The organism is Lacicoccus qingdaonensis, assembly GCF_900101075.1.
Classification (GTDB): domain Bacteria; phylum Bacillota; class Bacilli; order Staphylococcales; family Salinicoccaceae; genus Lacicoccus; species Lacicoccus qingdaonensis.
Genome location: NZ_FNFY01000001.1, coordinates 1 through 12,315, shown reverse-complemented (window position 1 = coordinate 12,315; position 12,315 = coordinate 1). Strand labels below are relative to the sequence as shown.

The following is a 12,315-nucleotide window of genomic DNA, read 5'->3' as shown; positions in this document are numbered from 1 at the left end:
ATATGGAAAATCACTGGGTATATATTGAGTACAGATGATAATATAATATATTGATATTCTCTCAGGAGAGTGATTCACGATGACACGAGATAAAGAGAAGAAAGACGTATTCGAAGAAGAAAAACGTGAACGTGAAAGAGATAAAGAACGCGACTCGAACGATGAGTCCAAAGATTCAGATGACAAAAAGGAACGCGGTGTCGAAAAGACGAAAGAAGAGCTTAACGACGCCTTTGAATAGCATTAGTTTCAAGATTTGGCTTCACAGATTCAGGATTCGGCTTTATGCAATAAGGCACCCTTATGCGGAGGGTGCCTTATTTTTGTGCGGATTTCGGGGTGCTAATATTTTATTGGGATTCAGCGGAGCTTCGATTCCATTTCGAAGCTCCGCTGCAAGTCTATCAAAGCTTCGATTCCGATTTGAAGCTCCGCTGCAAGTCTATCAACGCTTCGTTTCCGATTCGAAGCTCCGTTAACTTTTTAACAGGTACTCGCAACACTCACGAGTTCTCACAGAAAGTTCAACAGCCACTACAAAAGAGACACCCGCAGTTCATGCGGGTGCCCTTCAATCATCTATTTCATCGCTCTAGATCCGATGTCTTTTCTGTAAAATAATGTATCTGTCTCGTATTCGATGCGGTCGACGCAGTCGTATGCGGATTTCACCGCATCATCGATTGTCCTGCCGTATCCGGAGACGAGTAAAACGCGGCCGCCGGATGTGACGATGGACTCGGCCTCCCCGACGCTCAGTCCGCTGATGAAACACTGGGCAGCCAGATCTTCCGGAATGCGGACTGAGCTGCCTTTCGTGTACTCACCCGGATATCCTTTGCTCGCGAGCATCACACCAGCCACGAAGCCGGGCCGCCACTCGAGGGCGAACGGTTTTTTATTATACATATTCTCCAGCACTTCGCCGAGGTCTGATTCAAGTAGGCTCATCAGCACCTGGGCCTCCGGGTCTCCGAACCGCGCGTTGAACTCGATGACTTTGACGCCGTCAGCTGTGACGATGGCGCCGAGATACATCACGCCGAAGTAGCTGAGGCCCTCTTCCACCATTGCCCGGGCCGTCGGCTCGACGATTTCACGGACCGCCTCCATACGCACTTCTTCTGAGATATGCGTGACCGGCGCGTAGGCACCCATGCCGCCTGTGTTCGGGCCGGCGTCGTTGTCGAATGCGCGCTTATGATCCTGCGCCATGACTTCGAACGGATGGACGAACTCTTCGTTCACAAGCACCATCAGGCTGAACTCTTCGCCTTCCAGAAACTCTTCGACGACGACCTGCCCACTGCTCAACACAAGCATTTCATGGAGTGCGGAAAGCGCCGTGTCCATATCCATTGCGACGACGACGCCCTTGCCAGCGGCAAGGCCGTCCTTTTTAATGACGATCGGCGCGCCTTCCTGCTTGACGTATGCAGACGCCGCCCCGTAGTCTTCAAACGTTTCATATTTAGCCGTCGGAATATCGTACTTCGCCATCAGGTCCTTGGAAAATGCCTTCGACGATTCGAGCTGTGCCTCGAGCTTCCGGGGGCCGAACACTTTAATGTCGTGCTCGTCTTCCAAATAGTCGGCAAGTCCTTCGGATAACGGCGCCTCCGGTCCGACGATGACCCAGTCGATGTTTTCATCGATGCAGATGCCTGCGATTTCCTCGAAATCCGTTACGCCGACTCTGCTGATGACAGTTGCGATCTCTCTCATGGCATAGTTGCCGGGGATGGCCACGATGCCTTTGACAGACGGCGATTCATGCACCTTTCTGACGATTGCGTGTTCACGGCCGCCGCTGCCGATTACTGCTACTCTCATTTTTTTAGCCTCCATCACAAAATGATATATCCGTGAATTTCTAGTGTTTAAAATGACGCATGCCGGTAAATACCATCGCCATGCCGTGTTCGTTGCAGAAATCGATCGACTCCTGGTCGCGTTTCGAGCCGCCCGGCTGGATGATCGCCTTGATGCCGTGTTCATGAGCGAGCGCTACCGAGTCAGGCATCGGGAAAAATCCGTCACTCGCAAGCACGACGCTGTCATCCAGGTGGATTGCACGTTCCGCCGCGATTTTCAATGCACCGACACGGTTCATCTGCCCTGCACCGATACCGACTGTCTGCTTATCATTCGCGAGCACAATCGCATTCGATTTCACATGTTTGGAAACTTCCCATGCAAGCGCCAGAGCCTTCATCTGAGCTTCAGTCGGTTCCGCTTCAGTCACCACATTGATTTCGGAAGGATTCAACTTACCCGTATCGCGGTCCTGCAAGAGATACCCGCCGGACACGCTGACAAATTCATCACCGTCCAGATCTTCGGTGAAATCCACCGCAAGGAGACGAAGGTTTTCTTTATTATCAAACACTTCAAGCGCACCGTTCGTATACGATGGTGCGATGATCACTTCAAGAAAGATCTTGCTCATCGCTTCCGCCGCTTCCCTGTCCACCGGACGGTTGCACGCGATGATGCCGCCGAATATCGACTGGTCATCCGCTTCATACGCATTGTTGAACGCCTCGACCATCGTCTCGCCCGTTCCGACGCCGCACGGGTTCATATGCTTCACCGCAACCGCGACCGGAATATCGAACTTCTTGGCAAGGCCGAAGGCGCTGTCGCCGTCACGCAGGTTGTTGTAGCTGAGCTGTTTGCCCTGCAGTACTTCCGCGTTCAAAATCGTATTCCGGTCATCTGTCGTCTTGACAAGTTTCGCATCCTGATGCGGGTTTTCACCGTAGCGCAAAGTACGTTCGCTGCCTTTAAAATAACTCACAATCGCACTGTCATATTCAGCCGTATGCTTGAACACTTTGACGCTCAATTGACGGCGGTACTCAAGATCCAGCGTCCCCGCCGCAATCTTGTCAAGCACTTCCTCGTAATCCTGCGGATTGACGACAGTCGTCACATGCTTGAAGTTCTTCGCCGCCGCACGGAGCATCGTCGGTCCGCCGATATCGATGTTTTCCACCGCTTCGGCTTCCGTCACACCGTCCTTCGCGACCGTTTCCTTGAATGGGTACAAGTTGACGACAACCAGATCGATCGCCTCGATATCATTCGCCTGCATATCTTCGACGTGCGACGCGTTATCACGGTCCGCCAATATGCCGCCGTGCACTTTCGGGTGCAGTGTTTTCACACGCCCGTCCATAATTTCCTCAAACTGCGTCAGATCGCTCACACCGCGCACTTCATAGCCGAAACTTTTAATCTTATCGTAAGTCCCGCCCGTGGAATAAATTTCATAGCCTGCGTCGATCAGACCTTTAACAAAATGCTCCAGACCTGCCTTATTGGAAACACTGATCAATGCTTTCACTGTTTGTCCTCCTCTGCTTTAGCTAAAACCATTTTCACTGCCTGTGGGTAAAGCTGATGTTCTATACTGTGAATCTTATATTCCAGATCTGCCAAAGTATCATCCGGTGCAATTTCAACCGGCACCTGCGCGATGATTTCACCCGTATCGATGCCCGCATCGACGAAGTGCACCGTGACACCCGTCTCTGTGACACCTGCGTTGAACGCATCCTCGATGCCGTTCGCCCCTTTGAAATCCGGCAGCATCGACGGGTGGATATTGATGATCCGCCGCGGATACTCGCTGATAAAATCCGCCGACAGGATGCGCATATACCCCGCAAGCAAAATATACTCGACCTGATACATCTTCAAAACACTCAACATATCCTTCTCAAAATCCGCTCTCGAATCATACTTTTCACGCTCGACAACGATGTAGTCGATCCCTCTATTGATCGCACGCTGAATCGCATACGCAGGATTATAATCCGAAATGAGCACAACAATTTCAATGCCCGCCTCTTCCTGCTGGTTCACCAGATTTTCAAAATTTGTGCCGCCGCCTGAGGCGAACACGGCCACACGCGTCTTAGTCATGTATAGTGATTCCTTTATTATCCGTCACTTCACCGATCAGCACCGCTTCTTCACCGGCTGAACGTAGGTGGTCAAGCGCCTGATCTGCGTCTTCAGCATTGACTACAAGAATAAAACCGATGCCCATATTGAAGACATTGTATGCTTCTTCGGCCTCTATGCTGCCGAGCGCAAGCAGCCAGTCGATGATTTTCGGAAGCCTGATGTTTTCAACCGACACTTCAGCACCGAGTGTTTCCGGAAGGGCACGCGGAATGTTTTCAATGAAGCCGCCGCCCGTAATATGGCTCATCGCCTTGACATCGACCTTCTCCATCAGACTCTGCACCTGGCGCACGTAGATACGCGTCGGTTCAAGCAGAAGATCGATCAGCTTATCACCGTCCAGCGTTTCTTTTTCAATGTCGATATTGTTGTCGGCAATCAGCTTGCGTACGAGGCTGTAGCCGTTCGAATGCACGCCGCTCGAAGGCAGGCCGATGATCTTATCACCCGGTTTCGCAGTCGAACCGTCGATGTACAGATCCTTTTCGACCGCGCCGACCGCAAATCCCGCGATATCATATTCACCTTCGCCGTACATGCTGCCCATCTCCGCCGTTTCGCCGCCGATCAAAGCACAGCCGGCATCAACGCAGCCGTCCGACACGCCTTTTACGATATCTGCAACGCGTTCCGGCACCACTTTGTCGACCGCTATGTAGTCCAGGAAGTAGAGTGGTTCCGCACCCGTCGTCAAAATATCGTTGACGCACATCGCAACGGCATCGATACCGATGGTATCGTGTTTGTCATAATCAATTGCCAGTTTCAGTTTCGTGCCGACACCGTCGGTGCCGGACACGAGCACGGGCTGTTTCAAACCAAGTTGTGACAGATCGAATCCCGCGCCGAAACCGCCGAGACCGCCCAGCACTTCAGGACGCACCGTCTTCTTGACGTGGCTTTTCATCTGCTCGACTGCCGCATAGCCCGCTTCAATATCCACACCGGCCTTTTTATATTGCTCGCTCATCACTACACTCCTTTTTGTTTCAGATCTTTTTCCTGAGGCAGTATCGCCTCTTCGATATCAATCGGATAATTACCTGTAAAGCATGCATCACACTGGCCTTTGGAGCCGAACTGATGATAGACGTCATGCATTTTATCAACAGACAGATATGTCAGTGAGTCCGCACCGATTTCATCCCGGATCTCATCCGGAGATTTTCTGCTGGCAATGATTTCCGCATGTGTCGATACATCAATACCGTAATAGCACGGGTTTTTAAGCGGCGGCGATGAAACACCCATATGCACTTCTTTTGCGCCCGCTTTTTTCAAAGCTTTGACAATGAAACGACTCGTGGTGCCGCGCACAATCGAATCATCGATGACAATCACCCGTTTGCCTTCAACGATATCCCGCACCGGCGAAAGTTTCATGCGCACCGCGCGTTCCCGGGCTTCCTGGCCGGGTGAGATGAACGTTCTGCCGACGTAACGGTTTTTTAAGAGTCCCTGCTCCTGAGGAATGCCGACTCTTTCACTGAAACCTTTCGCCGCAGCAAGTGAGGAATCCGGCACACCGATGACGATGTCCGCTTCAACATCCATCTCATCGGCGAGCGCCCGTCCGAGCTCCTTGCGGATCCGGTAAGTCGACGTATTTCTAAACTCGGAATCCGCTCGTGCGAAATAGATATACTCCATCGAGCACAAGTTTGGATAAGTCTGATCCGTATAGTAGTCATAATCGATGCCGTCATCAGTAATCGTTATCAGCTCACCCGCTTCAATATCACGGATATACTCCGCACCAATGGCTGTGAACGCACACGTTTCACTCGCAACGCAATATGAACCGTCTTTTTTACCGAGCATCAGAGGACGCACACCGTGGTCATCGAGTGCCACCGTTAAACTGTCTTCATGCATGATGACAAACGCAAATGCACCTTTCAACTGCTTCAGGACTTTTTTTATTCTACTTTTACGATCCGTTCCATTTTCACGTCGCATCAGGTGCGCAAACACTTCGGAGTCGGAAGTCGTCTGGAAAATTGAACCGTCGTCTTCCAGTGCCCGCCGCACATTTATCGCGTTGACCAGATTACCGTTATGAGCCAGACCAAGGTCACCTGTATGACTTTTAAATAGAAACGGCTGGACGTTTGACAGTTCACTGCCGCCTGTTGTTGCATATCGTACGTGACCGATCGCATGAGGAAACGGCTTCAGGGATTCGAGCTGTTCTTTTGACAAAGCTTCTGTCAAAAGTCCCATACCGCGGGCGCCAAACAGATAGTCCCCGCTGGAAGTCACGATTCCTGCGCCTTCCTGCCCGCGGTGCTGCAGACTGTGCAGTGCCATATATGTCAGTTCACTCGCTTCCGGATGTCCCCAGATGCCGAAGATTCCACATTCTTCATTTAGTCCACTGAACTCATGCATTCCGGAATTGCCCCCTTTAAAGCTGCATTTATTTCTTCTAAATCGTAATCGACATTGAAGTTTTGTGCGCTGACTTTGAATGCATTTCCTGAGATTTTACCGATTTCTGCCGCACCTTCGATATTCAAACCGCCCGGTGCAACCACAACATAGTTCGATGCACTTTCAGAAAACAAAAGGTCTCCCCGTACATCGATATCAATGTCCATTCCCAGATTGTAATGGTTTGCCAGCTGTGCCAGTTTAACGATCAGGCCGCCCCGCCCAAGCGGTGCAATTTTATGGATGTCTCCGCTGACGAACATATCTTTCAATAGTATTCCGCGCTTGTACTCAAGCTCAAGGTCGATTTCACGTACAGTTTTTCGAATTTCACCATCGATCAGCTTTTCAATCTGGGAGCCCTGGAACTGCTTTTTCAAATCACCGACCAGATATACTGAATCTCCTTCTGACAATTTATCACTTTTCAAAAATTCAATGTCTTCAATCAATCCGACCATGCCGATTACCGGTGTAGGGAGTATACTTGCTGTTTTCGTCTCATTGTAAAGGCTCACGTTACCGGATACGACCGGTGTCTGAAGTGCACGGCACGCTTCTGCCATGCCTTTTGTCGATTCATCCAGCTGATTGTAAATTTCAGGTTTTTCAGGTGAACCGTAGTTTAGGCAGTCCGTCATCCCAAGCGGTGTTGCCCCTGTTGCGATAATGTTACGGAAAGCCTGCGCCACCACTTCTTTACCTCCGTTGTAAGGATCCGCATAAACATAACGGCTTTTACCGTCAATCGTCATCGAGATTGCTTTATTCGTTCCTTCAACACGGACAATGCCGGGACCAAATCCTGATTTTTGAATTGTATTCGCGCCCACCTGGTTATCATATTGTTCAAAAATGAAGTCTTTGGACGCCATTGTCGGATGAGAAATCAATGATTTGAATACCGCATCCAGATCTTCATTTGAATAATCCCCGCGTTCTGCGTCCTCTTTAGGTTCTTGTCCTTCCAATATATAAACCGGGGCTTCTTCAGATAGTGGCTGAACCGGAATATCTGCATATAAATCTTCTTCATAATATAAGAGCAGACGGTCATTATCCGTTACTTCACCAATGACAGCACTGTCAAGTTCCATATCATCGAATAAGTCAAGGAACTTATTTTCAGAACCATCTTCCACTACAAGCAGCATGCGCTCCTGTGTCTCGGATAACATCATTTCATATGGGGAAATGCCATCCTCACGCGTCGGTACTTTATCCAGGTACAGAGTAATGCCTGAATCACCTTTCGCCGCCATTTCTGAACTGGATGAAGTCAATCCCGCAGCCCCCATATCCTGTATGCCGACCAACTCGGGCATATCGATGGCCTTAAGTGTTGCTTCCATCAATTTTCTGCCGGTGAACGGGTCACCTATCTGCACGGACGGACGTTTTGCTTCGGAGTCTTCCGACAGTTCTTCCGATGCGAAAGATGCACCGTGGATGCCGTCGCGGCCAGTCTTCAGACCAACGTAAACGACTTTGTTGCCGACGCCTTTAGCCGTCCCTTTTTGAATTTTATCATGATCAATCAAGCCGACACACATCGCATTGACGAGCGGGTTAGTATCATAAAATGGATCAAACTCAACTTCACCGGACACTGTCGGGATACCGATACTGTTGCCGTATCCGCCAATGCCGCTCACGACACCACGCAGTAACCTGCGGTTGTTTCTATTTGTCAATTCACCAAAACGCAAAGAGTTAAGTAAACCGATCGGCTGTGCACCCATGGACACGATGTCACGCACAATCCCGCCGACACCTGTTGCAGCACCCTGATACGGTTCAACCGCTGACGGATGGTTATGGGACTCCACTTTGAAGACAACCGCCTGATTATCACCGATATCCACAACGCCTGCACCTTCACCCGGTCCCATTAATACTTGCTCGCCTGATGTCGGAAACTGGCCTAAAAATGGTTTTGAATGTTTATATGAACAATGTTCACTCCACATTACAGAAAAAATACCGATTTCCGTATAGTTCGGCTGTCTGCCTAAAATAGACACAACCTTGTCATACTCAGCGTCTGTTAAGCCCATCTCTTTATATAGTTCCTGCTCTTTGATATCTGTTTCAGTTGGTTCAACGAACTGTGTCATGATTTTCCTCCCAGGATTTAATATTTTCGAATAATCTTAAGCCATCATCACTGCCGAGAACCGCTTCAAGTGCACGTTCAGGATGCGGCATCATACCGAGTACATTTCCACGTTTGTTGATGATTCCGGCAATATCTCCTATGGAGCCGTTTGGATTTTCATTATATGTCAAAATGATCTGGTTGTTGTCTTTGAGTTCTTCGTAAGTTTCATCTGTACAGTAATAGCACCCTTCACCATGGGCGATCGGATAAACCACATCTTCGTTTTCCGCATGGTTCTTCGTGAATCCTGTATTGTTATTAACAATTTTCAGCGACTCATTGCGGGATATGAACGTATGCCCTGTATTATGAATGAGTGCACCCGGAAGCAGACCGATCTCTGTTAAAATCTGAAATCCGTTACAGATGCCGAGAACCGGTTTGTCCTCGTCCGCCGCCTTTTTAATTGATTTTGTAATCGGTGCTACACCTGCCATCGCACCGGTTCTTAAGTAATCCCCGAACGAGAATCCGCCCGGAATCAGAACGCCGTCAAAATCGTCGAGTGACGTCTCGCGGTAGTCTACATATTCCGCTTTCGCGCCGACTTTTACCGCTGCGTTGTATAAATCACGGTCACAGTTGGATCCTGGAAAACGCACTACTGCAAATTTCATTATACTGTCTCCTCATCTAAAATTTTATAATTATAAGTTTCAATGACAGTGTTTGCAAACAAACGCTCTGACATCGATTTGACGATTTCGTCAATCTTGTCCGTATCCGTCTCATCAATATCAAAATAAAGGACTTTACCCACACGTATATTTGAAATTTCATCATGCCCGATATCTTTGACCGCACGGTCCAATGCCTCACCCTGGGTATCTAAAACCTGCGTCTGTAAAGTTATTATCAATTCAATCTTTTTCATTATTTTGTAGCCTCCATTTTTTCATAAAATTTCTGATAAGTATCTATGATGGAACCCGTATCTTCCCGGTATACATCCTTGTCGAAATTCTCACCCGTTTTAGCGTCCCATATGCGGCATGTGTCCGGTGAAATTTCATCTGCCAGTAAAATGTTGCCTCTCGTATCACGGCCGAATTCAATTTTGAAATCAACCAGCTGCAGCCCCATCTGTTCCATAATATCAATCAGCGCCACATTGATCTGATTCGCCCGCTTTTTGAGCTCATCAATTTCATCGTTATCGGCAATACCCATCTGGATTACATGCGCACGGTTGATCAGCGGATCACCGAGGGCGTCATCTTTCAAATAAAATTCGATGAGCGGCGGCGCGAACTCCGCACCTTTTCTAAAACCCAGTCTCTTGGTGATGTTGCCGGCGGCGAGGTTACGTACAACCACTTCCAGCGGAATGATTTCGACCCGTCGCACCATCTGCGTCGTGTCGTTTATGCATTCGATAAAGTGCGATGGGATGCCTGCATTTTCCAACCGTTCGAACATTTCTGATGTAATCAGATTGTTCAGCCGCCCTTTGCCCGGTGCGAAATCGTGCTTTTGGCCGTTGCCTGCAGTCACTTCATCTTTGTACTCGACTTTTAATATAAAAGGATCATCAGTTTCAAACATGCGTTTTGCTTTACCTTCATACAGCAGTGTCATATCGTCTGCTCCTTTTCAAAATCCGTCTTTAATTGATTTAAAGCTGCTTCTATATCGTCTGTCAGCAATGTGACATGCCCCATTTTACGTTCGGGCTTTCTTCCTGTCTTGCCGTAAAGATGCACGTGCCATTCCGGATGGTTGAACAAGTCATTATCCAGACGGTCAAGATCCTGGCCGAGAAGGTTCATCATGATTGCCGGTTTATGCTGCACAATTTCAGGCAGCGGCTGGTTCGTCACCGCAAGGATGTGCGCGTCAAACTGTGAAATGCTGCATGACTCGATTGTATGGTGCGCTGAGTTATGCGGCCGCGGTGCGATTTCGTTGACGTACAGTACGCCTGCCTTATCGATGAAAAATTCGACTGTGAACACGCCGGTGAAATGCAGTTTATTCATAATCCTGGAAACTTCCTCTTCCGCCGCTTTCTGGTAGTCGACCCGTGACGGTGCGATCGTGCGGTACAGAATCTGGTTTCTGTGCAGATTTTCCTGCAGCGGAAAGATGATTTCCTCGCCTGACACGTTTTTAGCAACCGTCAGTGACACTTCACGCTCAAGGTCCAAATACTTCTCGGCAATAAACTCTGTGTCGCCGTATGGAATGTTCTCTTCTTCGAGATCCGCTTCCGACTCGATGAGGTACTGGCCCTTGCCGTCATAGCCGCCGGTGGCCGTTTTCACGATGACCGGGTAGTTTTCGTGTACTGCGAACGCTCTCACATCTTCGTCGTTTGTGACTTTCACGAACGGGACGACTTTTGCGCCCGAGTTTCTGATGGCGTCTTTTTCGTCCTCACGGTTTTGCAGCGTGAGCAATGTGTCCGCTCCCTGCGGCACGTAATACTTGTCGACCATTTCTTTCAGCAGCGGGCCGTCGATATTTTCAAATTCGTAAGTGATGACGTCGGATGCGTCCCCGAGTGCTTTCAGCGCCTCTTCGTCATCGAATGCTGCATTGATGAACAGATGGCTCGTCGCACTTGCCGGTGCGTCCGCGGACGGGTCGAGCACCGCCACTTTGTAGCCCATGCGGAGCGCCGACTGTGCCAGCATTTTACCAAGCTGGCCGCCGCCGATGATGCCGATCGTCTGATCCGGATAAATTCTGTCAGTTAAGGTCATTCTGCATAGCCTCCACTTTGTCCTCTAATGATTTCGTATATTCTGTCAGTTTCAGATTGACATCTTCATTTGAAATTGCAAGCATTTTAGCTGCGAGAATGCCGGCATTTTTCGCGCCGGCGTCCCCGATCGAAACCGTCGCGACCGGGATACCGCCCGGCATCTGTACGATGGATAATAAAGAATCCATCCCTTTCAGCGATTTCGATTCGATCGGAACCCCGATGACCGGGACGTTCGTCATACTCGCGACCATGCCCGGCAGGTGCGCGGCACCCCCTGCGCCGGCGATGATGACCTTTATTCCGTTCTGTTGTGCGTTTTCTGCGTACTCCATCATGTCTTTCGGTGTGCGGTGTGCGCTGACAACTTTCGCTTCATACTCAATACCAAATTCCTCAAGCATATCTGCTGCAAGTTTCATAGTCGGCCAGTCCGAAGAACTGCCCATAATAATGCCAACGACCATCATTCATCCTCCTGTATACTGTTAAGTTGTTAAAGTCGAATGTTCTCTTTCATTTTATCAATTAAAGAACTCAAATTCAACATAAATCACGAACGTTTTAATTACTTTTATTTTTAATGTTTGTATATACGAACGATGACGGGTGTTTATCAGGGTGAAAGTTCGTGAATTTGATTTGATTGAATTTTTCCTCACAATCGTACATAATATAAATGAAGAGAATGTATATCTTAGACCAGCTATAAAAAGTCAAGGTTATATTGGGAGTGATTGAGTAAATAATGAGTAGCTAAATTAAGCACGTCAAATAAACCCGATTAAATACAAATTTTAATCAGGCGGCCCCTGTGGTTGGTGATTATCCATCCAGTGGTTAGTGGGGCTTGTAAGGTTTCTTATCCCGCATTATCGCGAAGATGATGTGTGTGAGCTTCCGTGCGACGGCACCGACAGCTGTCCCATGTACTTTGCCTCTGTTGCGTAATTTTTGGTAATACGCAGTTAACGCAGGGTCCTGGTTGCTGGCTACAAATGCAGCTTGCCAGATGGCCCGTCTTAAATAAGGGGAGCCT

The 12,315-nt window shown here is 48.9% G+C and carries 12 protein-coding genes and 1 pseudogene; 1 reads left to right on the top strand and 12 read right to left on the bottom strand.

The features are described from left to right. The first annotated feature begins 79 nt into the window (after nt 1-79). Complete coding sequence (locus tag BLR15_RS13930) at nt 80-241, top strand: hypothetical protein (RefSeq protein WP_176754006.1); 162 nt, start codon at nt 80-82, stop codon at nt 239-241. Between the two features lie 338 nt (nt 242-579). Here BLR15_RS13930 and purD read toward each other — a convergent pair whose 3' ends face one another. The 12 genes and pseudogenes from purD to BLR15_RS00005 form a co-directional block, all read right to left on the bottom strand. Beyond that, the gene (gene purD, locus BLR15_RS00060) at nt 580-1,833 is read right to left on the bottom strand and encodes a phosphoribosylamine--glycine ligase (protein WP_092983565.1); all 1,254 of its coding nucleotides are present in this window, start codon (nt 1,831-1,833) and stop codon (nt 580-582) included. 40 nt (nt 1,834-1,873) lie between these two features. Continuing rightward, nucleotides 1,874-3,349, bottom strand: a complete 1,476-nt coding sequence (gene purH / locus BLR15_RS00055) for a bifunctional phosphoribosylaminoimidazolecarboxamide formyltransferase/IMP cyclohydrolase (RefSeq protein WP_092983564.1) — start codon at nt 3,347-3,349, stop codon at nt 1,874-1,876. Beyond that, nucleotides 3,346-3,930, bottom strand: coding sequence for a phosphoribosylglycinamide formyltransferase (purN, locus tag BLR15_RS00050; protein ID WP_092983563.1), 585 nt, complete (start codon nt 3,928-3,930; stop codon nt 3,346-3,348). The genes purH and purN overlap by 4 nt, the downstream gene beginning before the upstream one ends. Continuing rightward, entirely contained in the window at nt 3,923-4,945 is a 1,023-nt protein-coding gene (gene purM / locus BLR15_RS00045; RefSeq protein WP_092983562.1) for a phosphoribosylformylglycinamidine cyclo-ligase, read from the bottom strand. The genes purN and purM overlap by 8 nt, the downstream gene beginning before the upstream one ends. Nucleotides 4,946-4,947: 2 nt before the next feature. Continuing rightward, the gene (gene purF, locus BLR15_RS00040) at nt 4,948-6,366 is read right to left on the bottom strand and encodes an amidophosphoribosyltransferase (RefSeq protein WP_092983561.1); all 1,419 of its coding nucleotides are present in this window, start codon (nt 6,364-6,366) and stop codon (nt 4,948-4,950) included. Beyond that, a complete protein-coding gene (gene purL, locus BLR15_RS00035) occupies nt 6,345-8,525 on the bottom strand; it encodes a phosphoribosylformylglycinamidine synthase subunit PurL (RefSeq protein WP_092983560.1) in 2,181 nt (726 codons plus the stop codon). The genes purF and purL overlap by 22 nt, the downstream gene beginning before the upstream one ends. Next, the gene (gene purQ, locus BLR15_RS00030) at nt 8,509-9,186 is read right to left on the bottom strand and encodes a phosphoribosylformylglycinamidine synthase subunit PurQ (RefSeq protein WP_092983559.1); all 678 of its coding nucleotides are present in this window, start codon (nt 9,184-9,186) and stop codon (nt 8,509-8,511) included. Before purQ ends, purL begins: the two co-directional genes overlap by 17 nt. After that, complete coding sequence (gene purS / locus BLR15_RS00025; protein ID WP_092983558.1) at nt 9,186-9,443, bottom strand: phosphoribosylformylglycinamidine synthase subunit PurS; 258 nt, start codon at nt 9,441-9,443, stop codon at nt 9,186-9,188. Before purS ends, purQ begins: the two co-directional genes overlap by 1 nt. Then, nucleotides 9,443-10,147: a phosphoribosylaminoimidazolesuccinocarboxamide synthase gene (gene purC / locus BLR15_RS00020; RefSeq protein ID WP_092983557.1), complete on the bottom strand. Its 705-nt coding sequence runs from the start codon at nt 10,145-10,147 to the stop codon at nt 9,443-9,445. Before purC ends, purS begins: the two co-directional genes overlap by 1 nt. Beyond that, complete coding sequence (gene purK / locus BLR15_RS00015; RefSeq protein WP_092983556.1) at nt 10,144-11,274, bottom strand: 5-(carboxyamino)imidazole ribonucleotide synthase; 1,131 nt, start codon at nt 11,272-11,274, stop codon at nt 10,144-10,146. The genes purC and purK overlap by 4 nt, the downstream gene beginning before the upstream one ends. Beyond that, the gene (purE, locus tag BLR15_RS00010) at nt 11,261-11,743 is read right to left on the bottom strand and encodes a 5-(carboxyamino)imidazole ribonucleotide mutase (protein WP_092983555.1); all 483 of its coding nucleotides are present in this window, start codon (nt 11,741-11,743) and stop codon (nt 11,261-11,263) included. Before purE ends, purK begins: the two co-directional genes overlap by 14 nt. Nucleotides 11,744-12,116: 373 nt before the next feature. Next, nucleotides 12,117-12,315 (bottom strand): annotated as a pseudogene (locus BLR15_RS00005) (IS110 family transposase); the annotation flags it as partial.

Coding starts and splice junctions, on each gene's coding strand:
- BLR15_RS13930 (WP_176754006.1), top strand. CDS start 80: ATGACACGAGATAAAGAGAAGAAAGACGTATTCGAAGAAGAAAAACGT.
- purD (WP_092983565.1), bottom strand. CDS start 1,833: ATGAGAGTAGCAGTAATCGGCAGCGGCGGCCGTGAACACGCAATCGTC.
- purN (WP_092983563.1), bottom strand. CDS start 3,930: ATGACTAAGACGCGTGTGGCCGTGTTCGCCTCAGGCGGCGGCACAAAT.
- purM (WP_092983562.1), bottom strand. CDS start 4,945: ATGAGCGAGCAATATAAAAAGGCCGGTGTGGATATTGAAGCGGGCTAT.
- purF (WP_092983561.1), bottom strand. CDS start 6,366: ATGCATGAGTTCAGTGGACTAAATGAAGAATGTGGAATCTTCGGCATC.
- purL (WP_092983560.1), bottom strand. CDS start 8,525: ATGACACAGTTCGTTGAACCAACTGAAACAGATATCAAAGAGCAGGAA.
- purQ (WP_092983559.1), bottom strand. CDS start 9,186: ATGAAATTTGCAGTAGTGCGTTTTCCAGGATCCAACTGTGACCGTGAT.
- purS (WP_092983558.1), bottom strand. CDS start 9,443: ATGAAAAAGATTGAATTGATAATAACTTTACAGACGCAGGTTTTAGAT.
- purC (WP_092983557.1), bottom strand. CDS start 10,147: ATGACACTGCTGTATGAAGGTAAAGCAAAACGCATGTTTGAAACTGAT.
- purK (WP_092983556.1), bottom strand. CDS start 11,274: ATGACCTTAACTGACAGAATTTATCCGGATCAGACGATCGGCATCATC.
- purE (WP_092983555.1), bottom strand. CDS start 11,743: ATGGTCGTTGGCATTATTATGGGCAGTTCTTCGGACTGGCCGACTATG.